The following is a 22,127-nucleotide window of genomic DNA, read 5'->3' as shown; positions in this document are numbered from 1 at the left end:
ATTGTAGGGGCGAACGGCCGTTCGCCCCTACAGATACCGACGTTATAGATAAATGCTAGTGTCTCAACCTTAATCGAATGGACTATAGTTAACCAAGTTGCCGATCGCATTAATAGCCCCTTCTTCACTATTGATATCGTTCAACACAGAGATGGACGCGATCGCGTGGTAGAACTAGGTGATGGACAAGTCTCGGATCTCGTCGGATGGACACCTCAGAGATTAGCAGCTATTATCGTGCCAATCTTTCCTCCGAGTTATTGACTTTTATCTTCTAGTAAAAAACGTTGCTATATTTGACAACTTAGTTATTCTGAGGTTAAAACTTCATCCAATTTTAGCAACCACTGATAACAAGGCTCGTCAATCGGAGCAATATCTCGACGTTGCTGGGCTAAAGACTCTAAATAGGCTTTGAGCCAAGCAGTAGCCAGTTCCTCTTCTAATGTAGTCGTAACTGTTAATACACGGTTGAATTATTTTTGAACCCACTCTTCTAACCTTAAAACCTGAATGAATACGCCATACATCTGTTCAAGTTCCTCACATCTTGAGTTCAATTCCTCCAGCCGTTCAGGTTCAACACTGGTAACAAAGCCCGCTTGTCTAACAGTAGAAATCACTTCCAGTTTCTCTGATAATTCTTCAATCTCATCTCTTAGATAGGATTTACCATATTTAGCATCCCAAGCTTCTATAACTTCTCCATCTTCCAAAAGCTCAATATCCGCAACATTACCCTGTTTTTTGTTTGCCGATCGCATTTGTGACAGTGGTCTTAAAGAGCTATTGGGAAAAGCATAATATTCTTCCATAGCCTGCATCAAACTATGCATGGCGATTTCCATTAACCGAGCTGCATAATCAGAACGGTTAGTGTGTTCTATAATTAAATGAAAGACCATTTCCTGATTAATTTGTTTTGATCCTAAGAAAAGTTTCAGCTTATCTATAACTTTTGAAGACAATTTTCTAAAACTCTCGGCTTGATTGAGTAACTGAGAAAGAAAATATTGTAATCCTATCTCAGGATCTAGTTCTCTTTCCTCTATCGCTTCAACCAGGCTTATCCATTCAAAACGCGCACCTCTTATGTTTGCCTTATAGACCTTTGAATATGGATAATTTTCGGCTAGGCTTCGAGTCATCATAAAACCATCGGCATTGAGCCTCAGTAATTCATATTTCCTTAGCACAGGTGTAATATAGCGTTTATCAAGAGAACGCATAGAAATTCCATCACGCCACGAAAAATCCCTGGTGCTTTTACTCCCTTTATGTAATCTAATATTTTGTTCTGGTTCAATTGATTTAACACATAGCTGTAGTATAGTCAATCCCACCAAGGCTCTACCCACCTCACTGGTTACCGATTGAAGTGGTCGATCAAATATGTTTTTATATTCTAGTCTTAATTGTGAAAAATCAAGATCGGAAGAGTGATCTCTACAAGCTAAAATCTTTCTTTCTAGGTAATCCTTAGATAGTTCTTCTGATATTTTGTGATATCGTAACTGTGCCGATTGATTCATTCCTCCTTCATCAAAAGTTTGCACTTTTCCATCTGGCAGAACAAGTTCACTTTTATTGGTATAAACTCTTAAATACAATTCACTCATAGGAAAATCATAATTTTTTGTGAAGTTGAACACTCTTGGGATTCAGGGTAGGAAAAGCATAAGGAATTAAATACTGATTCACAGGAATTTGCGGATTGGTATTATGGCTTCTCACTTCATAACCCATCGCTCTTAAGACTTTGAGATAAGAGAAAATATCTTCTGCATTAACCCCCCAATAGTTTGCTAATTCTTTTGCGGTAAGTTGAGTTGTAGTACCTATACATCGGGTTACAGATTCAAGAATATGCCAAAAAATATCCACTTCTATCTGAGGACAGAAGCTCATAATTCCCCTTATACAAGGCTTATATTGATAATAGCCAGACAGTTGTACTAAATCTGCTTTACCTGTCGCTTCATTGACCTTTTCTTCAAAAGCTTTCCAAAGAGAGGTAAACAGGGTTGTATCAAGTTTATTCGCAGATAAAGTGACTGATTTTGTCCTTAAAACCCAGTCCCCATCATTAGAACAGGGAGAAATATCAATCCAAAACTTATCTCTCTTATCTGCATCACCATGACTGCTGGCGCTAATTTTCCAGCTAGACGAATTTAAGTAGTAATTTACATCAATAGGAACACTTTTACCCACTCTTTGTTCTGTCCACGAGAAATTGTCCATAGACAGAAACCTGATAGACTGCTCTTTGCACTGATAACTAGAAGGATTGATCGCTTCAATTTTTCCTTGCTCCACTTGTTCTAAAATCGCCGATTTAGCTTTTGAAAGATAAATTTTGGTCAATTCTCTTTTGCGTTTTCTAAAGCTTAAGGGTTTATTTAAGTCCAAGTAAGGAATTTTGAAAGGCAATTTCATCCCCATAACTTGCTCTAAAATGCTTACTCCGAAAATTCTTGCTAATTGAGGCGGAACTGAATTGCCAATTTGCTCAACTACAACTTGTCTACTCCCCATGATTTGATAGTCATCAGGAATCGTCTGTAAACGTTTTAACTCAGCGATAGAAAATCTTCGGTTTTCCCAACTAAAAGGGCCAGTATACTGGCCTCCTTTGGCTTTAATGGTTCGGACTGGCCGATCGGGATCTGCTTTATACAGGAAATCGGAAAATTTCGATCGCCAACTAAAAATTGGATTGGGATATCCCATTTCTTTCGTATAAAAACTGTAATTCAGTCCAGGAGGAATATCTTCTAGTAAATGACCAAACTTTCCGCCTAAACCGGGTGATACATCAGAAATGTCAGATCCTTGAACTGCACTAGCGGCAGAGTAATAAGGTCTCTCGTTCAGAGAATCCAAGCCGTGAGTTGGATAGGGAAATAAATATTGACCATCTTGTAAGCTGACAATAAATAACCGCTCTCGATGTTGGGCTACTCCATAGTCAGCAGCATCTAAAATACGAAAATAAATATCATATCCAATGGCTCGAAAAGCATCTTGAATGACTTTCCAGGCTTGTCCTTGATTGGCTCCTATGATTCCCGCTACATTCTCAAACAAAAAACCTTTAGGTTGAAGCCGTTTTAAGAGGCGAACATATTCTTGAAATAGCTGGCCTCTACTCTCGGTTGTGCCGGTGACTCCAGAGGCTCTCCGTCCAGCAGCAGAAAAGGTTTGACAAGGTGGGCCACCGATAATAAAGTCTACCTCAAGATCGCGATCGGGAACAAAATTTCTGATGTCTGTACAAATAGGTTGAGAGCCTTCTAACCATTGTCCAGATTGAGAATTTTTTTCCAGGGTTTGAATGTATTTAGGTTCTAGCTCAATCATCTGAACGATATCAAAGCCAGCATCATGAAATCCAATATCTAGGCCTCCACCTCCAGAAAATAGACTTAGGGTTTTAACTGAGGGAATTTTTTGGACTTCTAAATATTGACGTAAAGATTGACCAAATTGATCGGCCCAGTTTTTTCTGGGTTAATTTTAAGAGTTGCTAAGAGCTTTTTAAACCAATCTTTATGGTTAGATTTGGAGTTCAGGATTTCAAGAGGTAGAGATAATTGCTGCATATTTCTTATCGTTGACTTACTTTTATAATGGTCTCTCCAACAGATAAACTCCCTTCAAGTTTTCGTGAGCCTGTAACTTAAATAACCGATCGCCAGTTCCATCCTTACCCATCTCTTTCACCTTATCTACCTCTAACCGCCAAAACCGTTGACTGCTACTGACGACTTGTACTTTTCCACCCGCAGGCGCTAACACCATGCCTACCATGCGATCGCGCGAGCGATGCATAGCATTATCGCTACGCTGGGTAAATTGTAGAGCCTGAGTGCCAATATCCCCGCGATTTCCTTGGCGAATAACCTCCACTCGAACCCGTTTCCCGAATCCCATCTCGGAAACCAACAGGATTCGATCCTGGGGACGCGCGACGACACAACCGACTAATTGCTCCTGTTTTCGCAATCTCAGCGCTTGATAACCCTGAGCGGTGCGTCCCAAAACGGGTACTTGTTCCGAATTCATATCTAGGCGTAAGATCCGGCCTCCCGACGTGCCCAACAATAATTGTGACCCCGGATCTGATAAATACGCATACTTGAGGCGATCGCCCTCCTTCAACTTCAGCGCCGTTAACCCACTGGCTCGCAGATTGGCAAATTCCGCCAAAGGCAAACGTTTAATTCGTCCTTCCTCAGTTACTAATACTAAATCGAGATTGTCCCCATACTCCGTTAACACAAACTGAGCCACCACATCCGGTGGTTGTCCCGTGCCACTATGGGGCACTAAACTATTGAGGGGAATACCTTGGGACTTACTACTGGTCGGAACCTGACCCACCTTCACCCCATAGCCTTTGCCGTCAACCGTTAACAGTAATAAATCGGCATCCGCTCTTGCTTGATAGGAACTTAAGGTTGAACTCATCCCCTCACTCCCATCTGGACTCAGCTCAGGGACTCGGCGAATATATCCCCCATAGCTAATCTCTAGATAACTGGTTTCCAGAGATAACGATAATTCCTCGATCACCTGTTGCTCGATAACAGAAGATTTAGCCTTCTGGGCACTTTTCGATCGCCTAGACGATCCTCCAGATTCCCCAGACTGACTTCTCGAACTCCCACGCTGCTTAGGTTCAGAGGCAGTCTCATTGGCGATTTGAATGCGCGTACGTCGGGGATTATCATAGCGACGTTTGAGGCTCCGCAGTTCTTTCTTCAACGACTTCAGCAATTCCGATCGCTGATTGAGCAACTGCTCCAATTCTTGAATTCGTTGAGTCAGTTGGTCGAACTCAGTTTGTAAGTTTTGCTGCTCTAACCCCGTCAACCGACGCATCGGCATCGCTAACAGAGCATCCGCTTGGGTGGGTTGTAGGTCTAACTGTTCTTGAAGTTGGGCTTTAGCCGTTGTACCATCGGCTGCATTTCTGAGAATAGAGATCGCCCGATCTAAATTCGCTAAAGCTAATAACAATCCTTCCAGAATATGGCAGCGTTTGCGCGTTTGTTCCAACTCATGGGTATATTGCCGAGTTAAAGTTTGTTCCCGAAAACTCAGGAATTCTTGCAGCACTTCACGCAAACTCAACTGCTGGGGAGTCCCATCCACCAGAGCCAAGAAAATAGCCCCAAAATTAGTTTGTAAAGGGGTTTGATGATAGAGATGAGCTAAGACTTTACTGGGTTGGGCATCCGTTTTCAACTCCAATACTACCCGCATTCCGGTGCGATCGCTCTCATCTCGAATATCCGAAATGCCCTCTAACTTCCCATGATTGACCAGATCGGCCACTTTCTCAATCCATCCCGCCTTATTCACCTGATAAGGTAACTCCGTCACGATAATGCAATCGCGGATACGCTTACGTTTCCCGGGTTGAATTTTCTCAATCGTTGCCACCCCGCGCATGGGAATACTACCTTTTCCCATCCGATAAGCACTCTCAATTCCCTCTCGATCCACAATTACCCCACCCGTAGGAAAATCAGGTGCAGGAATCTTCTGCATTAACTTCTCATCCGACAGTTCTGGATGATCAATTAAAGCAATCAACCCATCGACTATTTCGCCCAAATTATGGGGAGGAATATTTGTCGCCATCCCTACCGCAATACCCGAACAGCCATTGAGCAGTAAAATCGGCAATTGCGCCGGTAGCACGACCGGTTCTGCTTGAGAGTTATCGAAATTAGGAATAAAATCCACCGTAGACTCACTAATTTCTGCTAATAGACTCTCATGACTAATCGCAGAGAGGCGCGTTTCCGTATAGCGCATAGCTGCGGGCGGATCGTTATCCACCGAGCCAAAATTCCCATGACCTGCCAATAACGGATAGCGACAGGAAAAATCTTGTACCATCCGCACCAGAGCATCATAGACCGCCTGATCTCCATGGGGATGATATTTACCCAATACATCTCCCACCACCCGCGCGCATTTACGATAGGGGCGATCCGGGGTTAATCCCAATTCATGCATAGCGTATAAAATACGCCGATGAACTGGTTTTAAGCCATCTCGGACATCTGGGAGGGCACGGCCAACAATGACACTCATGGCATATTCAAGATAAGACCTCTCCATCTCGGTATGTAAGGCAGTCGGAATAATTTGTTCGCTCTGGAAAAGTCGCAGTTGTTTAGCCATGGGTTGAATGAAGGTAAGGGTTAACTCAGGGGTAAGAATGCTCTATAACTGTAGGTTTCTAGGGTACACCTGACGGAGGATAGATGGGCAAAAAATGGCAAGCGATCGCCCCATCAATTCAGGTTTGTCGTCTTTCTCTTGTAAAATAAGAGAGAAAACCTAAATACCAAAAGTAACGGATGTGAGGCAGAATGAATCTAGATGAGATAGTGCAGGTGAGCATCATTGGCATCAGCTCGGTAAAAGTAGAACACAGCAATTAGGGGGAGATGGGTAGCTCAATCTATTCCTCATTCCTCTCTATCTATGCAAGAGTAGGGCTTGTCTCATACACTCATACAGGTGTATCTAGACAGTAGTATCTAGCCAAGCATATGGCAACTGGGAATCTGAGCCTTTATCTATCCTGGAGTTGAAAACTAAGAGAACCTATTATGAAAACTGTTCTAATCGTAGAAGATGATCCCATTAATGCACGGGTTTTCTCTAAAATCCTCACCAAACGTGGTGGACTAAATGTTAAGCATACCGAAAATGTCGATGAGGTGATGGAGATTGTCAGCCAAAAAGCAGCAGATATTATTCTGATGGATGTGTCCTTATCCAATAGCGTGTATCAGGGTAAATCAGTGGATGGCATTAAGATTACCCAAATGATTAAAGCAGACACGAATACATCAGCCATTCCGATTATCCTCGTTACGGCCCATGCGATGCAGGGCGATCGCGAGAACTTCCTCCAGCAAAGTGGAGCAGATGCCTATATCTCCAAACCTGTGATCGATCATCAGGAGTTTGTCGATAAAATTAAATCCTTACTACCCGAGGATTGAGACCCTGGTATTCATGGCTTTGGGAGGAAGTTTGAGTGTTCTCTTGGCTCAATCAAAGAAAGACTAAAATCATCCTGAGTTGGCTAATTGGTTGGACTTTAGTCTGCTTTTGGGGCGTGTTTCCAGTGACTGGGCAGATTCCCCCTATACCTGCAACAGAATTGCGTGGGGTATGGTTAACCAATGTCGATAGTGATGTCCTGTTTTCGAGCGATCGCCTCACGGATGCTCTAGAAAAACTCGATCGGCTCCATTTTAATACGGTTTATCCGACAGTTTGGAATGATGGGTATACCCTCTATCCCAGTGCAGTCGGAAAGGAGGTAACCGGCCGTTCAGTACTCAAAATCCCCGGTTTACAGAAGAGGGATATGCTCGCCGAAATCATCAAGCAGAGCCATCAACGGGGCATGAGTGTACTACCGTGGTTGGAATTTGGCTTTATGGCTCCAGCCGAATCTGAGTTAGTCAAGCGTCACCCCGATTGGATTACCAACCGTGCAGATGGTTCCCAAGTCGTGATGCAAGGAATTCATCCACGGGTATGGTTAAATCCCGTTCATCCCCAAGTCCAGCAATTGATAGTCGATTTAGTGACTGAATTGGTGACACACTACGATATTGATGGCATTCAGTTAGACGATCATTTTGGTTTGCCCGTAGAGTTGGGCTATGATACCTATACTCGGCAAGTTTATCAATCGGAACATAACGGCCAACTGCCACCAGAGAATCCAGAAGATGAAGCCTGGATACGCTGGAGAGCCGATCGCATCACCACAGTAATGGCGCGGATTTTTGCGGCTGTTAAAAGTAAACGCCCCGATGCCATTGTTTCCCTCTCTCCCAATCCCCAGCATTTTGCCTATAGTCGCTATCTTCAAGATTGGTTTAGTTGGGAGAGACAAGGGTTTGTCGAAGAATTATTGATTCAAATCTATCGAGATGACCTAGAGCGGTTTCAAGCCGAGCTGAAGCGACCAGAAGTACAAGTTGCCTTAGATCATATTCCCGTAGGAATTGGGGTGCTAACGGGGCTGAAAAATCGCTCAGTTCCCATGAGCCAAGTTCAAGAACAGGTGGCTGAAGTCAGAAACGGAAAATTTGCTGGGGTCTCTTTCTTTTTCTATGAAACGCTCTGGAATTTGAGTCAGGAGTCTCCCCAAAATCGACAAACCGACTGGAAAAGCATCTTTCCCCAGCCGGCTGCGCGTCCCAGCATTTTGCACTGCTGGCAATCATGAATACTTGTTATAGCAAGGAAAGGGAAAGTTAAGACATGTTCTGTTTTCTGTTCCCCCTTCCCCGTTCCCTAAAACCACAATTAAGCTGTCCTAAGTGAACGAGTTCCTTGCTCTGTTAATGTTGATGCTGAAATTCTGCCTCAGATAGTTGTGCAAGAGTTTCCTGTATTCTCGGAGTTTCCAAAAAGGTTTTCGTATCGGCTAAGAGACGATCGCCCCAAAGATTAGCTTTCAGAAACTCCAGATCCGCATAAGCTGGGTCAAGTTCGAGAGCGGCGGCTCCCATTCTCAGGCCTTGTTCGCGATCGCCGTTTATATACAAAGCAACGGCCAAAGCCAACTGGGGTTCAGCCGCATCGGGTTCAATGCTCACCGCTTTACGCCAAGAGGCGATCGCCCGATCGACCTGACCCTGTTCATACTCAATCAAGCCAATATTGTTAATCCCTGGCCAAAACTCCTCATCTTGGCGAATTGCCTTTTCATATTCGGCGATCGCATCACTCCAGCGATTGAGCTTATAGTAAGCATTCCCCAAATCAAACAGGGCCGCCAGTTGATCGGGTTTAATCCTCAACCCTTCTTTCAGATAATCAGCCGCCCTTTGGTAGTCCTCATTTTGGAAATGGGCCGAACCTAACGTAAACAAAACTAACTCATTCTTCGGTTCGAGCGATCGGGCCTTCTCTAACGTCTCAATTCCCCGCCCTACATCATCCGTTTGCAAATACAAACGACCGAGCAAAAACCAAGCCCGGATATCATCCGGTAAAAGCTGAACTGCCAACTGAGCGCGAGGAAGAGCAGGTTCATATTGTTGGAACTGGGCCAGTTGTTCCGCTTGTCGAGCTAACTTAATCCCCTCTTCCTCCAACTCTTCCCGCTCTAACTGTAAAGTATGGGGAACGATCGCCTGACCCCAGGCTGGTTGCAGACCACCCCACCCACTCCACAAGCACACCAACAAAGCATAATAAATCGGTTTTGGCACAACACAAGCCTCAGACAACATAACTCACAGACCACTCTTTACAATTTTAACTAAGATTGAGGGTTTGCCCAACTTCCAGTTGAGATCTCTATTGCTCTTTACGAGCATTTGTGAACCCATCTAGAATAAAAACAAATTGATTTCTTCTAGGATTGAGTTGCTCTTGGATGTCTTTCTCATCCAATCTGCTCCGTTCCGATCGCAATGGGTGCCTTCTCATGGAGCGTTATCTCCGGCAAATCTACCACCAACAAGCCACTGGTGAGTTAATTGTTACCGCTCAAGATCAAACTTGGCACTTATTTTTTTATCTAGGTCATCTACTCTATGCTACCGGGGGAATGCATCGCAGCCGCCGATGGTATCGCTATATTAAGCTGTTTTCCGTTGATTGGAGTGAGATCGAACTCAAAAAGCCCACAGGAATGTGGGAATATTATCTCCTCCGCTATGCTCTACAGCAACACCAAATCAACCTCAATCAAGCTCAATCTGTGATTGCCTATAGTGCCATTGAAATTTTATTTACCCTGCTCAACCAACCCTCTAATGACGTTTCCAGTCGTTGGAAACCCAGCCAACGGCTATCGGGCAATACAGCGACCACTCCGCGATCGTCCCTAGCTTTAAAAATTCCGCCCTTAATTCAAAGAACTCAAAGCTTATCAAAGCAATGGCAGACCATGGAATTAACGTCTCTGTCTCCCGATTTAGCTCCCATGTTAAAACGGGAACTTCCTAAACGAGTGAACGCTCAAACCTCAACCAAGTTAATTGAGCTATTCAATGGGGAAAATCCCATTTGGGATATTGCCTTGGAAATGAAGCAATCCCTCTATACCTTATCTCGCAGTATCCGCCATTTTTGGAAACAGGGAATTATTGAGTTTCAATCCTTACCCGATCTGAATCCACCGGTTTCTTGGACAACCCCTAGGATGGATCAAACCCTCAATGGGGAATCCGATACCTCCATTTCTGGCCCCCTAGTTGCCTGTATTGATGATAGTCCCTTAGTTGGCCATGCTTTAGGCCATATTTTGATTCCTGCTGGGTATCAATTACTCAAAATCCATGACCCCATTTCTGGCATTGCCCAATTGGCCAAACACAAGCCAGATCTCATTTTATTAGATGTAGTGATGCCCACGGTAACCGGCTATAATTTGTGCAGTTTTTTGCGGCAAACGTCTTTGTTTAGTGATACTCCCATTATTATTCTGACCAGTCGGGATCACATCATCGATCGCACTAAGGCGAAGTTGGCAGGGGCAACAGATTTTTTGACAAAACCTGCTAAACCGGAGCAACTGCTAAAGTTAATCGAAAAACATATCAACCCCATTTCCCCCGTAACTGAATCATGAATAAACCGGCGAAGTGGTGGTTGGGATTGGTTTTGGGGTTTGGCGTTTTAACGATCGCCACTTCGGCTGTCTTTATCCGCTTGTGTCTTGAGTCTGCGGGAATGGCAGGAGCTGGATTTAGTTTGGTGCTGGCTGCTTTACGTTTGGCAATAGCTTCAGTTCTTTGTCTTCCCCTGTGGAAAGGCATTCAGCACAATAAAGCTTCACGACAAGCTTGGCAATGGGCGATCGCCGCTGGACTTTGTTTGGCCATCCATTTTTCCCTATGGATCGCGTCTTTATCCTATACCTCAATTGCAGCTTCTACCACCTTAGTTACCACCAACCCCATCTGGGTCGCCTTAATTCTCTGGGTTTGGCAAGGCAAACGACCCACTCAACTCACAGTTATGGGCATTCTCATTGCCTTAACTGGGGGAATTCTGATTGCGTTTGGAGGAGAAAGCACTACCCCAACTGGCTCCCTGTCTCTGCTGGGTAATGCCTTGGCCTTAATGGGAGCTTGGTCAGCCAGTTTTTATCTGATTCTCGGACAACAAGCCCAACAGGAAGGATTAGGTTTGGGTCATTATATCGCTACTGTTTATACCCTAGCGGCCCTGTGTTTACTCCCGCTCCCCTTGTTCTTGGGCGCTCCTTATGCCGGTTATCCCGTTGATGTGTATCTCTATATTGCTCTGATGGCTACCCTTCCCCAACTCATGGGTCATACCTCCTTGAATTGGTCTGTGCGTTGGATTTCACCAACCACCGTTGCTTTAGCTATTCTCTGTGAACCCATAGGGGCAACTTCGCTCGGTTATTTAATCTTTGCCGAAGTACCCACCCCATTGGTGTTTGGGGGAGCCGTAATTTTGCTATTTGGTGTTGCCTTAGCCATTTGGGGAGAAGGGAAAAGGAGCCAAAACTATTGACCAAATTCAAGGCGAGCTTGTTCGACTAAATCAGCAGTAATGATCTCCGAGTCAGACTCGCGGGCAAGTTGTTCAATGCGGCCTCTGGCTTGCGAGCGCACAAAATAAGGAATATTTTTCAGTTTAACCTCAGCCTCAGCCGTCCATTCTAATTCATACATTTGCTCTACCTCTGCCATCAGTCTCCTCTATTTTAAGCTGTTTCACCCATGTAGGAGCAAAAATATGCCAGCCTCTACCAATCTCCATCGCAGTGCTCCACCACAGGAAATAATGCAGTACGAAGGCTATAGTTAGTCGATTTAACCCTCTTCTGTCACTTTCGGAAATCGCGATCGCTGTATCCCCTATGGAGAGAGATGTACTGATCTGACTGGATTTTCGAGTTTCTGTTAGGAAAAACTGTCGCGATCGCCTATACTGCAAGAGTTCTAGAATTCAGTCAAGACAAATGTTTTCCCAGTTTGACAGAAGAGGGATAACACCTTCATTAGAGAAAATCTAGCTTGAACCCCTTACAGGAAAAGGGTTTCAAAACTAATTAATTGAAGAAAATAGAGTATAATCTCATTAGTCATTAACGGTTAAGTCCATGGATATCGAACAATTTTGGGCGCTCTACAATGCTGGAGAGAGAGACTTTTCCGGAGAAAGTTTGAGTGGATTCGATTTGAGTGAAGCTAATTTGAGCGACTTTCAAGGGACTCAGGAAGAGTTGGAACAGATGAGTGAAAGTGAAAGGCAGCAATTACCTGGAATTAATTTGAGTGAAGCTGAGTTGTATGAAACAGACTTAAGTGGTGCCAACTTAGTTGGAGCGAACTTGAAAGAAGCAAAATTGGGAGAAGCTAACTTAATGCAGGCTAATTTAGCTGCTGCACAGTTAAGTAATGTTGAGTTGTGGGAAGCTAACCTGAGTGGAGCGAACTTGAGTTTTGCGAACTTAGAAGGAGTGGAACAGAAAGAAGTTAATTTAGAAAACGCTAATTTACTTGGTGCAAACTTGCAGCATACCAAATTACTTAAAGTTAACTTAAAGGGAGCAAATCTCAATGGTAGTAATTTCTGGGCAGCCGATTTGCAAGAAAGTCAATTGAATCGTGCGACCTTAGTAAAAGCAACCCTCAGACATGCTAATTTAACTCATGCTATAGCTTATCGTGCGGACTTTACTCAAGCCGATCTAAGTAGAAGCAATTTAGCCTTTGCTACTCTTAGCAATTCGACCCTTTCGGGAGCCGATTTGAGAAGAGCGAATTTAACGAAAACAGATTTTCAAGATGTGAGTGAGGAAGAATGGGAAACCATCAAATATGAAGGAGCTTTATTCTGGAATACAATTGCACCTGAGTCTCAGCACTATTTTTGCGACAAACCCTCGAGCATGTCCTCAAAAATGACTGCCGAACAATTGTCATCAGAATATAAGAATGGAGAACGTAACTTTTCTTTGTTAGATTTGAGTGGAGAAAATTTGCAGGGGTTTAATTTAAGTCACTCGGAAGGAGAAGAAGGCCGATTAAACCCGATTGACTTAAGTTGGTCAAACTTAAGCCGCGCTAATTTGAGAGAAGCGAATTTAGCGGGTGTAATATTGCACAGAACTAACTTTCAGGATGCCGATCTTAGAGGAATAAATTTTCAGGGTGCAGATTTGAGAGGTGTTAACTTTCAAGGAGCCAATTTAGAAGGCGCTAATTTTCAAGGAGCCATTTTTCATAAAGATGTTTTCCCACTTCGCGGTTGTTGGCGCATAATGCATACCAACTTTCAGTCCGCTAATTTGACCAAAGCAAATTTTAGTTATTGTTCGATAAAATGCATTCGTTTCGATCGGGTAAATTTGGATCGTGCTAATTTTAGTCAATCTCATTTAATCGGTTCTAGTTCAATATATATTATCTTCCGGGATACTAAAGCTCGCGAGATAAAGATGAATAATTGTTTCTTAAAAAACGTAACTCTATCTAGTCTGACTCTCGAAAATATCGATTTATCTGAATCTAAATTGTATTCTATTGAAATAGCTGGTGAAAGTCATCTAACAAATATTAATTTAAGCCGAGCTAGTTTGAGTAAGATTGAATTTTGTCGTTCTCATAATTCAACTCTCAGTCATTTGAATTTATATCAAGCTAAACTCTCAGATTTTGGATTATATAATGATGATGTGAAATTCAATTGGATTGATTTGAGTCAAGCCAAGTTAACAGACATGGGTAACCTGTTTGCCAATGAGCGTAACCTGTCAGAGGAAAAATTGAAAAACTCTAATTTAGAAAATATTTGGTACTGTGATACTCAAATGCCCGATCTCGAGATAGGAACTGAGATCCGCCCAATGGATGGCAAGGAGCTGTTGCGTCAATATGCATTGGGAGAGAGAAACTTTAGTTGTGTGGATTTAACAGGAGCCGATCTCAGTCATGCCGATCTGAGATATGCCGATCTGAGGTCTTCTGATTTAACTGGAGTAAATCTGAGTGGTGCTAAGTTACATTATACTAATCTAGCATATGCAAATTTAGACAAGGCCAATTTGAGTAATGCTAATCTGGTTGACGCAACCTTGACAGGCACGATCTTAACCCAAGTCAACTTATTAGGAGCTAGATTATGTAGTTGGCCTTACGAATATAAATTGAACTCTACCAAGGATGCCCACTCAGATTATGAAATAGTTTTGAAGGATACAACTATGCCTGATGGAAGTACACTAACTGGATTGTTATATTTTTTAACTGATGCAGACTACTGAATCGCCATTACTCTTGAGAAATAGGTGTGGGGTAATATAAAACCCCCTATCCCCCACTTTTCTATCTCCCTATCCTCTCTTAAGCCTCCTTGAGAAAATTCACCAAGTCCTGCACTTTATCCCAGGCAGCACCACTCTTGAGAATGTCCAAGGCTTTCTCAGTTCCTTGGCGATGCTCTCCCCAAGGCGTTACTTCACCGACTTGTAGAGCAAATGAGGCATTGAGCGCGACTACTTCTCGCTGGGCAGTTGTTCCGTTTCCTTGGAGAACATTACGCAAGATTTCTGTGTTTTCTTCGATTTCACCACCGCGTAATTCAGAAATAGGTGCAGTAGAGAGTCCTAAGGTTCCAGGATTAATTTCGATGGATGTTGTGCTGTTTTTCTCGACAATCCCTAAATCGGTTATATCGCCTAATCCTCCTTCATCTAACCCTTCTCGTCCATGTAAAACAATAGCTCGTTGAACGCCGAGCTGCTGCATCGCTTCAGCGACAATGGGCACTAACTGACCATCATAAACCCCCATCACTTGTCCTGTGGGTTTGAGGGGATTCACTAATGGCCCCAATAAATTAAACACCGTCCGCATTTTCAGCGTTTTCCGAATGGGGACAACAGCCTTCATTGCCGGATGCCAACCGGGAGCAAACAGGAACGTAATTCCCACCTCACCCAAGGCGGCAGAAATGGCATCAGGGGCAGCTTTCAGGTTTACGCCCAGAGCCTCTAAAACATCCGCAGATCCAACTTTACTCGACGCTGACCGATTTCCGTGTTTTGCCACTTTTATCCCGGCTGCTGCGGCAACAAACGCCACTGCGGTGGAGATATTGAAGGTGGATGCACCATCGCCACCCGTGCCACAGGTATCAATTACGGGTTCAGTAGGTAAGAGTGCTTCTGAAGGACTAGCTGCTTGAGCTTGCAGCACTTGAGCCATACCTGCTAATTCCGTCGGCGCAACTCCCTTAGCTTGAATGGCGGTTAAAATGGCTCCAGAGAGGACGGGGGGAATGTCTTCATTAAGCCACCCCTGCATGAGTTTGACGGCTTGAGTGCGAGAGAGGGACTGTTTGTCCATCAATTGTTGCAGTAAATCGGGCCAACTGAGAGAATCGGATGGGGTTGTTTGGGCAGAATCTACCATGAATCCAAGGTTGATAAAGGAATAGGAGACCATTACCAGTTGCCAGTTACCAGTTACCAGTCACCAGTCACCAGTTCATGAGGGTCAGTTAAGGTAATCTTATCACTATCAGGAAACTTGGAGTCAACGACCCACCGCTATATTGCTTTAGCAATTAGCAGGGACTTGAAAGAGTCCATAGTTGACCAGCTTAAGTTCAAACAAGAACTACGTTTTTAGAGCTATCACACCTACGAATGCGTCGCTAGTTTGCAGCTCTGTGGTTGACAGTTAAACATCTGTAATTGGGTTAAGGAAGTGCTGTCAGCGTCACAAACTCTAAAAACATTAGCGAAGCGAACTTTACCCTAGTAATAGGAGCCTGACTCATGCGATTTTTCGTATTAGATAAGAACAAAAAGCTACTCAATTCCACCCATCCAGGGCAAGCAAGCAAATTGCTTTGTTCAGGACGTGCTAAGGTTTTCAAACGTTTTCCTTTTACGATTATTTTACAAGATGTAGAAGGAGGAGAAACTAATAGTTGCCAATTTAAAGATCGATCGGATATTAGGGCAAGCTAAACGATCCTTAGCTGACAGTACGGCTGTCAATTCAACTCGATGGACGTTGTACGAAGAACTAAAAAAGACTCGATTGCCTGTAGAAATTGGAACGGGAGGTTTGACCAAATACAATCGAACTTGTTTAGGTCTGTCCAAGAGTCACGTACTTGACGCGGCTTGTGTAGGCAAGTCTACGCCGGAGCAATTAATTGTTGAAGCCCAAAAAACTCTTTTAATTGCGGCCAAAGGTCACGGAACGAGACAAATGTGTAGAACTGATAAATATGGATTCCCGACTCGTTATGTGCCTCGTCAAAAGTTGGTCAAAGGATTTCAAACAGGTGACATTATAAAAGTAGTTGTCACCAAAGGAAAAAAGATTGGAACTTATGTCGGCCGTGTTGCTGTGCGCTCCACAGGGAGTTTCAATATTTCAACAAAAACTGGACTAGTTCAGGGAATTTCGCACAAATATTGTACTTTAATCCATGGTAAAGATGGTTATGCTTACAGCTTTTAGATTGCCTCTTTTTGGGCCATCGAACCCCAAAAAGAAGCCCCCGTTTCCTCTCGCCACCAACTCTTCGGGTATGGTGGGAGTCTCCACAGGGAGGCTGAGATGACTATGCGCCGGTCTTTACGCCCTTTACGTCTGTGGTACGAACGAGCGATCGCCTTAATTATTTTGCTCAATGTAGGCTTAGTGTTGTTTGATGCCACCTATGTTCGATCTCGCAATCAGCATTTATGGCTGAATTGGAAGGTTTTTGAGTGGAAGGATATCCCTCAAGAAGAGTATGTAGCCTTGGTGGATCGATTAAATGAGGCGATCGCCAATGAAGGTTTAGAGTCTTTAGCAGTTCAGTCGTTACTCTCCCAAGTGCAAGCCCGAAGCATGGATATATTCGTGGAGAATCCCCCATTTCGACTACTGGGTAGATATAGTAATTTACATCAAATTCAGGAAAGAATTATCGAGAGTACAGGCTTAACGGATTTAAATGCGGCGATCGCCCAATATTGGAGTCGTGACTTTATTGCCCGTCGTGGTTGGGGAAGCCATTGGAGTGAGTTTAATATCGAAATTCGTTCTTTTCTACTCTTGTATGAACCAGTTCTCGATTATGACATTATTAAAGGCATTGAACCCGATCGAGGGGCGCAAGACTATGTGCGAGAAGTGGCTCAATTAAAAGCTATTTTAGAATTTGAAGGCCCAGACTCTGCCCTGGTTGAGCCACAATTAGAGCGATTAAAAGAGTTAACCGATCGGATGATCGATGAAGAATATGCCATTAATTCAGTTAACAAATCAGGCAAAGTTAACCGAATGAAAACAATGATGAAAAATTATATCTATAGTGACGATAATCAAGCCAACCGAGAAATGATTCAATCTCGACTGAATCTTTTCCGGAATCCAAATTTAATTCAGGTCATTGCCCCTGAGTTATTGTGGGCAGATTTATCGGCTAAAGATGCATTTTATGAATTCTGGTCTAGGGAGAATTTCCAGGAGGATAATTGGCGAGAATCGATAGACTTTCTGCGGAATAATTTTTACTTTTTAGTGGAATCAATGTACTATAGACACTTAGATAGTACAGGAGAATTTGCCAATCGCTTTCTGCTGATTGATTTTCCATTTTTATTAATTTACTGGGTCGATTTTATCGTCAAGGTTTTGTGTCGATTTTATCGTGAGAAAGGGATCAGTTTAGGACTGGCGATCGGTACTCGTTCTTATGATTTACTCTTACTGCAACCTTGGATACCTGGCTTGCGCGTGATTCCCTTAGTCATTCGCTTTAACCAGTCCGATTTAATTGATTTAGAACCAGTACAAAAGTATTTGGGCTTAAATTTTATTGCCAGTTTTAGTCAAGAACTAGCTCAAGTCGTGGTTAATCGTGGAATTGGGCAACTGCAAAGTCGAATTAGTGATGGTTTAATTCAGAAAGCTTTTACTAAAACTCCTCGTGATGCGAATCCTGAAGCTGAAGTTACCATAGAAAATGGAGAACAAAAACAACGTAGCTTTGGCAGTATTACGGGACGAGTGTGGGAAGTCACGGCTTGTAATGTACTGCCGGAAATTTCCCCCGATCTCGAAGCGTTCTTACGCTACGAAGTGGATAAAACACTGCAAAAGTCAGGTTGGTATCAGCGACTACAAAAAATACCTGGTGTACGCCGATTTCCCGATCAAATTGCCGAAAAACTGGTACAACAAATTATTCAGACGCTAACCCTTAATCCCCGACAATCTTATCTGAAGGGACAAAGCCAAGCGCCCGATATGCTGGAAGAGCAATTGAAAGAGCGTTTGGGGGAAAACTTCCGACAGAAGCTACAAGCGGAACTCCAGAAAAACTATACGTTTGAGGAAATGGATTTATTACTGATCGAATTATTAGAAGGTGCAAAAATTGGCGATCGGAATGACTCCGTGTCTCAGCCCCAATTAAATCCTGTCGAGGGTAATAGGTAATGGGAAGACCAGATTTTGAAGAATTGGAAGTTTATTCGTATTGCTAGAGGATCGCTATATGAAACAACGAGCTTTTTACGATTGGCTTATACTCGCCGTTTGATGGATCGGGAAACATCGCGATCGTCTCAAACTATAGCGTTTCTCTATTCTATGAGGTACAGCTTGAAGCCTTAGAACCTAAGCCATACAAGCTATTGCCTATTCCCTATTGCCTATTCCCTGGCGCGAAGCACTATACTTTTAGATCAACTCAACCCTAAACTTAATGAATATCTCAAATCTTGAAATCGGTAATGAGTAATTGGTGATTGATTCACTGATACCATTACCCATTACCCATTACCCATTCTCCATTAGAATGTATAACGACACGCTAACCAGGCAATGACTACGCCTAACAGTAGTCCCATAATCACTTGAAATGGGGTATGGCCGAGTAGTTCTTTGAGACGGTCTTCATTAAATTCTGGGTTTTCCTGAAATAACTCATCAATAATTTGATTAAGGATACGAGCTTGTTTACCGGCGGCTTGGCGAACCCCTGCGGCATCATACATAACAATGATGGCAAAAATGGTGGCGATCGCAAATTCTGGACTTGACCATCCCGTCGTCATACCAATGCCAGTCGCTAAGGCAGACACCAGGGCAGAATGGGAACTGGGCATTCCTCCCGTGGTGACTAAAGCCCGAATATTGAGCTTTTGATGTTTAATCAAATCAACGACTAATTTAAGCGCCTGGGCACTCAAACAAGCAATCAAAGCGATGATTAATATCCGGTTCCCCAGAATCTCATTCACAACCTGCATTCCTCTTCTCTAATAACTTCGGGCAGTAATAAAGTCCGCGATCGCCAGTAGGGGTTTTGCCGCTTCCCCATACCCCTCTAACTGAGCTTTTGCTTGTTCAATTAAGGACTTACTTTCTTGTTTGGATTTCTCAATTCCCCAAAGACTAGGGTAGGTAGCTTTTTGGGCTTGGGCATCTTTACCACTGGTTTTTCCCAGTTCTTCAGAAGTCGCCGTAATATCGAGGATATCATCGACAATCTGAAAGGCGAGACCAATATTTTTGGCATATTGACTTAAACGCTCTAATAAGTCTGAGGATGCCCCCGCAAGCATGGCTCCAGAAACGACGGAAGCTTCGAGTAATGCGCCGGTTTTGTGGGTATGGATATAGTTTAAAGTGGAGATATCAACATCCGATTTACCTTCAGATTCGAGATCGACCACTTGTCCCCCAACTAACCCCGCCGCACCAACGGCAGTGGAAACTTGGATAATAACCTGTAATAAGCGATCGCTCCCCACTCCTTGAGTCTGACGGGCAATATGTTCAAAGGCGTAGGTTAAGAGACCATCCCCCGCTAAAATAGCGATGTCTTCCCCATAGACTTTGTGGTTGGTGGGTTTACCCCGACGATAATCATCATTGTCCATGGCAGGTAAATCATCATGGATCAAAGACATGGTATGCAGCATCTCTAAAGCGCAGGCAGTCGGCATTGCCATGTCTATGGTGCCCCCAGATAGCTCACAACTCGCCAGACAGAGAACAGGACGTAGACGTTTACCTCCAGCTAAGAGGGAGTAGCGCATGGACTCATAGAGGGTTTCTGGATAGAGTAGGGGGAGCGCTTGATCTAAGGCAGCTTCTACTTGGCGCTTGCGATCGCCTAAATAAGAGTTTAAATCAAAGGCGATCGCCGATTGAGGAGATTGCATGTCGTTTGTTCGTACCATTCTGAATGGGATTTGGGTTAAGGTTAGATCTTTAAATTTATGCGATCTTTTGACGGTAACTCCATACTGTATTTTGCAATAATAGGGCCACGGTCATCGGCCCAATCCCACCAGGAACAGGGGTAATGGCGCTACAGATAGGTTTGACAGCGGTCATATCCACATCTCCGACTAATTTCCCTTTGCCCTCATTACCAGGAATACGATTAATTCCCACATCAATGACCACCGCACCAGGTTTAACCCATTCAGCGGTAATCATCTGGGGTCGGCCTACCGCAGAAACTAGGATATCAGCAGAGCGGGTAATTTCAGATAAATTTTGCGATCGCGAATGGGCAATCGTTACGGTAGCGTTGGCTTCGAGTAACATTAACGCCATCGGTTTACCGACTAAAATACTGCGTCCGACCACAACGGCATTTTTTCCAGAGATCTCAATGTTATATTCTTTCAGCAGAGCCATGACTCCTTCAGGGGTGCAACTGCGCAGTCCCGTTTCTGAGCGCACCAATTTTCCCAAGTTGGTTGCATGAAGTCCATCCACATCTTTCTGAGGGTCAATCCGATGCAAGAGGGCAACCGCATCTAAATGTTTGGGTAGGGGGAGTTGCACTAAAATACCATCCACTCGCTCATCTTCGTTAAGCGCTGCAATAACTTCTTCAAGTTCAGCTTGCTCGGTGGAAGCGGGGAACAGGCGACCAAAAGACTCAATGCCAATGCGCTCGCACGCTTTTTGTTTATTTTTTACATAGATGGCACTAGCCGGATCATCTCCCACCAAGAGTACCGCTAACCCTGGAGGACGGCCCATTTGGGGTTGTAAGGACTCAATTTCAGCTTTTAACCTTGCTCTGATAGTGCGAGCAGTTGCTTTACCATCGAGAATTTGTGAGATATCGTTTGCCATGCCAAAAATCAATTGAGAAAGGGACAGAGAATTATAGCGCGAAGCACGGATAATGGCCAACGGTGAGAGTTTCCCCATTCCCTCCTGCCAACTTTCGCTAGAATCAAAACGTAATTTTGAGTAGAGTCCACAATACTCTCATGCACAAGCGAAGGGTTAGGAGGTGGAGATTGATTAGCCTAGTGTTGATCGCCAGTTTATGGGGATGTAGTCTAGAATTGCCCTTTAGTTTACCCTCTGATGGGATTACCCCCATTGAGAACTTAGTGCCCACTGCTTCCGGGACGGTTGAGATTCAAGGTCAGGTGGTTAAGTTCATTCCCCTGCTCAATGGCTATGCCTATCAGTTAGAAGATGATACGGGGATTGTAGTGGTGGTTGCTACAACAGAAGCGCAGCCAGTGGCGATCGGTGATTCAGTTAAAATACGGGGAGAATTGCGCTATCAAAGTATTCCCATTCAAGGACAGGAATTAGGGGAGGTCTATGTCGTGGAGTTAGAGCGACTGTTGAATTAATACCTATTCCCTATTCCCATTAATTATTTCAACTGCTTGTCCCAAACGGCGACATAAATACGGTCATTGCTTTCTCGTTCAATTACCCCCCTCCAGTTCTGGTGGGAAAATTCATAATATCTGGCTTGACCTCGGTGTACTCGCTCAAATTCATCGATCACGGCTAGGGGAGCGTTACTGCCTAACATACCATTAACCATCACCCGACTGATAAATCGATCGATGGTTGGGTCAAAAGAAACTTCCGTTTGTCGAATTGTGCCAGTATTGGGATCGAGTAAATATCCCAATTTAATCTTGCCTAAATCATAACTGATGGCTTTGGTTCCCCAGAGTCCGGGTGTTGTTTGGCTCGGTTCTCCAAGAGCCGCTAGCACGAGTGCTTCTGAGGTTCCAGGCGGAAAACCTCTCGCCACGGGAGGGGGAGTGGGTTTAGTCGGTTGGGGGGTGG

19 protein-coding genes and 2 pseudogenes are annotated in these 22,127 nt (G+C 43.9%); 11 read left to right on the top strand and 10 right to left on the bottom strand.

The genetic code is table 11. The features are described 5' to 3' along the window. The first annotated feature begins 48 nt into the window (after positions 1-48). Positions 49-264 carry an ATP-grasp domain-containing protein gene (locus J7529_RS24865; protein WP_413038960.1) on the top strand — a complete coding sequence of 72 codons (216 nt, stop codon included), beginning with the start codon at positions 49-51 and terminating at the stop codon, positions 262-264. A gap of 212 nt (positions 265-476) precedes the next feature. Here J7529_RS24865 and J7529_RS21815 read toward each other — a convergent pair whose 3' ends face one another. The 3 genes from J7529_RS21815 to J7529_RS21805 form a co-directional block, all read right to left on the bottom strand. After that, positions 477-1,619 (bottom strand): hypothetical protein, encoded by a 1,143-nt coding sequence (locus J7529_RS21815; protein ID WP_318730719.1) that lies wholly within the window; start codon positions 1,617-1,619, stop codon positions 477-479. 7 nt (positions 1,620-1,626) lie between these two features. Then, complete coding sequence (locus J7529_RS21810; RefSeq protein WP_413038959.1) at positions 1,627-3,399, bottom strand: DNA cytosine methyltransferase; 1,773 nt, start codon at positions 3,397-3,399, stop codon at positions 1,627-1,629. A 228-nt stretch (positions 3,400-3,627) separates the two neighbouring features. Beyond that, the gene (locus J7529_RS21805; protein ID WP_318730718.1) at positions 3,628-6,201 is read right to left on the bottom strand and encodes a DNA topoisomerase (ATP-hydrolyzing); all 2,574 of its coding nucleotides are present in this window, start codon (positions 6,199-6,201) and stop codon (positions 3,628-3,630) included. A 434-nt stretch (positions 6,202-6,635) separates the two neighbouring features. Between J7529_RS21805 and J7529_RS21800 the strand changes: the two genes are divergently transcribed. Both J7529_RS21800 and J7529_RS21795 read left to right on the top strand, forming a co-directional pair. Then, on the top strand, positions 6,636-7,034 hold the full coding sequence (locus tag J7529_RS21800; RefSeq protein ID WP_271940715.1) for a response regulator: 399 nt from the start codon (positions 6,636-6,638) through the stop codon (positions 7,032-7,034). A gap of 35 nt (positions 7,035-7,069) precedes the next feature. Beyond that, positions 7,070-8,278: a glycoside hydrolase family 10 protein gene (locus J7529_RS21795; RefSeq protein WP_318730717.1), complete on the top strand. Its 1,209-nt coding sequence runs from the start codon at positions 7,070-7,072 to the stop codon at positions 8,276-8,278. A 115-nt stretch (positions 8,279-8,393) separates the two neighbouring features. On the opposite strand, the gene J7529_RS21790 is transcribed toward J7529_RS21795, so the two are convergent. After that, positions 8,394-9,269, bottom strand: a complete 876-nt coding sequence (locus tag J7529_RS21790) for a tetratricopeptide repeat protein (RefSeq protein WP_318730716.1) — start codon at positions 9,267-9,269, stop codon at positions 8,394-8,396. A gap of 167 nt (positions 9,270-9,436) precedes the next feature. Here J7529_RS21790 and J7529_RS21785 point away from each other — a divergent pair, with 167 nt between their 5' ends. Further along, positions 9,437-10,636, top strand: coding sequence for a response regulator (locus J7529_RS21785; RefSeq protein ID WP_318730715.1), 1,200 nt, complete (start codon positions 9,437-9,439; stop codon positions 10,634-10,636). Continuing rightward, positions 10,633-11,550 carry a DMT family transporter gene (locus tag J7529_RS21780; protein ID WP_318730714.1) on the top strand — a complete coding sequence of 306 codons (918 nt, stop codon included), beginning with the start codon at positions 10,633-10,635 and terminating at the stop codon, positions 11,548-11,550. The genes J7529_RS21785 and J7529_RS21780 overlap by 4 nt, the downstream gene beginning before the upstream one ends. Here J7529_RS21780 and J7529_RS21775 read toward each other — a convergent pair. Next, positions 11,544-11,729, bottom strand: a complete 186-nt coding sequence (locus tag J7529_RS21775; protein ID WP_318730713.1) for a PCP reductase family protein — start codon at positions 11,727-11,729, stop codon at positions 11,544-11,546. The genes J7529_RS21780 and J7529_RS21775 overlap by 7 nt on opposite strands. A gap of 413 nt (positions 11,730-12,142) precedes the next feature. Between J7529_RS21775 and J7529_RS21770 the strand changes: the two genes are divergently transcribed. Then, positions 12,143-14,308 (top strand): pentapeptide repeat-containing protein, encoded by a 2,166-nt coding sequence (locus tag J7529_RS21770; protein WP_318730712.1) that lies wholly within the window; start codon positions 12,143-12,145, stop codon positions 14,306-14,308. Positions 14,309-14,387: 79 nt separating this feature from the next. Here the strand turns inward: J7529_RS21770 and trpD are convergent, their stop codons facing one another. Further along, on the bottom strand, positions 14,388-15,458 hold the full coding sequence (trpD, locus tag J7529_RS21765; RefSeq protein ID WP_318730711.1) for an anthranilate phosphoribosyltransferase: 1,071 nt from the start codon (positions 15,456-15,458) through the stop codon (positions 14,388-14,390). 368 nt (positions 15,459-15,826) lie between these two features. On the opposite strand from trpD, the gene J7529_RS24860 reads away from it, so the two are divergent. The 4 genes and pseudogenes from J7529_RS24860 (at position 15,827) to J7529_RS24855 (ending at position 18,671) form a co-directional block, all read left to right on the top strand. After that, a complete protein-coding gene (locus J7529_RS24860; RefSeq protein ID WP_413038957.1) occupies positions 15,827-16,021 on the top strand; it encodes an RRXRR domain-containing protein in 195 nt (64 codons plus the stop codon). After that, positions 15,996-16,523 (top strand): annotated as a pseudogene (locus J7529_RS21760) (HNH endonuclease); the annotation flags it as partial. The gene J7529_RS24860 and the pseudogene J7529_RS21760, both read left to right, overlap by 26 nt. A 105-nt stretch (positions 16,524-16,628) precedes the next feature. Beyond that, complete coding sequence (locus J7529_RS21755) at positions 16,629-18,494, top strand: hypothetical protein (protein WP_318730709.1); 1,866 nt, start codon at positions 16,629-16,631, stop codon at positions 18,492-18,494. A gap of 15 nt (positions 18,495-18,509) precedes the next feature. Beyond that, on the top strand, positions 18,510-18,671 hold the full coding sequence (locus tag J7529_RS24855) for a four helix bundle protein (RefSeq protein WP_413038956.1): 162 nt from the start codon (positions 18,510-18,512) through the stop codon (positions 18,669-18,671). Between the two features lie 179 nt (positions 18,672-18,850). Here J7529_RS24855 and J7529_RS21750 read toward each other — a convergent pair whose 3' ends face one another. The 3 genes from J7529_RS21750 to folD are packed head-to-tail and all read right to left on the bottom strand — an operon-like array spanning position 18,851 to position 21,158. Continuing rightward, the gene (locus J7529_RS21750; RefSeq protein ID WP_271940687.1) at positions 18,851-19,309 is read right to left on the bottom strand and encodes a divergent PAP2 family protein; all 459 of its coding nucleotides are present in this window, start codon (positions 19,307-19,309) and stop codon (positions 18,851-18,853) included. Between the two features lie 9 nt (positions 19,310-19,318). Beyond that, complete coding sequence (gene crtE, locus J7529_RS21745; RefSeq protein WP_318730708.1) at positions 19,319-20,245, bottom strand: geranylgeranyl diphosphate synthase CrtE; 927 nt, start codon at positions 20,243-20,245, stop codon at positions 19,319-19,321. 37 nt (positions 20,246-20,282) lie between these two features. Further along, on the bottom strand, positions 20,283-21,158 hold the full coding sequence (gene folD / locus J7529_RS21740) for a bifunctional methylenetetrahydrofolate dehydrogenase/methenyltetrahydrofolate cyclohydrolase FolD (RefSeq protein ID WP_413038958.1): 876 nt from the start codon (positions 21,156-21,158) through the stop codon (positions 20,283-20,285). A 170-nt stretch (positions 21,159-21,328) separates the two neighbouring features. On the opposite strand from folD, the gene J7529_RS21735 reads away from it, so the two are divergent. Further along, a complete protein-coding gene (locus tag J7529_RS21735; protein ID WP_318730706.1) occupies positions 21,329-21,676 on the top strand; it encodes a hypothetical protein in 348 nt (115 codons plus the stop codon). 23 nt (positions 21,677-21,699) lie between these two features. On the opposite strand, the pseudogene J7529_RS21730 reads toward J7529_RS21735, so the two are convergent. Next, positions 21,700-22,127, bottom strand: a pseudogene (locus J7529_RS21730) (serine/threonine protein kinase); the annotation flags it as partial.

Source organism: Roseofilum sp. Guam (assembly GCF_017746735.1).
GTDB lineage: Bacteria > Cyanobacteriota > Cyanobacteriia > Cyanobacteriales > Desertifilaceae > Roseofilum > Roseofilum reptotaenium.
The sequence above is the reverse complement of the archived record's forward strand: the minus strand, read 5'-3'. Positions and strand labels throughout refer to the sequence as shown.

What these genes read in the sequence shown, in the direction of transcription:
- J7529_RS21815 (WP_318730719.1), bottom strand. Translation starts at nt 1,619, where the DNA reads ATGAGTGAATTGTATTTAAGAGTTTATACCAATAAAAGTGAACTTGTT.
- J7529_RS21805 (WP_318730718.1), bottom strand. Translation starts at nt 6,201, where the DNA reads ATGGCTAAACAACTGCGACTTTTCCAGAGCGAACAAATTATTCCGACT.
- J7529_RS21800 (WP_271940715.1), top strand. Translation starts at nt 6,636, where the DNA reads ATGAAAACTGTTCTAATCGTAGAAGATGATCCCATTAATGCACGGGTT.
- J7529_RS21785 (WP_318730715.1), top strand. Translation starts at nt 9,437, where the DNA reads ATGTCTTTCTCATCCAATCTGCTCCGTTCCGATCGCAATGGGTGCCTT.
- J7529_RS21780 (WP_318730714.1), top strand. Translation starts at nt 10,633, where the DNA reads ATGAATAAACCGGCGAAGTGGTGGTTGGGATTGGTTTTGGGGTTTGGC.
- J7529_RS21775 (WP_318730713.1), bottom strand. Translation starts at nt 11,729, where the DNA reads ATGGCAGAGGTAGAGCAAATGTATGAATTAGAATGGACGGCTGAGGCT.
- J7529_RS21770 (WP_318730712.1), top strand. Translation starts at nt 12,143, where the DNA reads ATGGATATCGAACAATTTTGGGCGCTCTACAATGCTGGAGAGAGAGAC.
- trpD (WP_318730711.1), bottom strand. Translation starts at nt 15,458, where the DNA reads ATGGTAGATTCTGCCCAAACAACCCCATCCGATTCTCTCAGTTGGCCC.
- J7529_RS24860 (WP_413038957.1), top strand. Translation starts at nt 15,827, where the DNA reads ATGCGATTTTTCGTATTAGATAAGAACAAAAAGCTACTCAATTCCACC.
- J7529_RS21755 (WP_318730709.1), top strand. Translation starts at nt 16,629, where the DNA reads ATGCGCCGGTCTTTACGCCCTTTACGTCTGTGGTACGAACGAGCGATC.
- J7529_RS21750 (WP_271940687.1), bottom strand. Translation starts at nt 19,309, where the DNA reads ATGCAGGTTGTGAATGAGATTCTGGGGAACCGGATATTAATCATCGCT.
- crtE (WP_318730708.1), bottom strand. Translation starts at nt 20,245, where the DNA reads ATGGTACGAACAAACGACATGCAATCTCCTCAATCGGCGATCGCCTTT.
- folD (WP_413038958.1), bottom strand. Translation starts at nt 21,158, where the DNA reads ATGGCAAACGATATCTCACAAATTCTCGATGGTAAAGCAACTGCTCGC.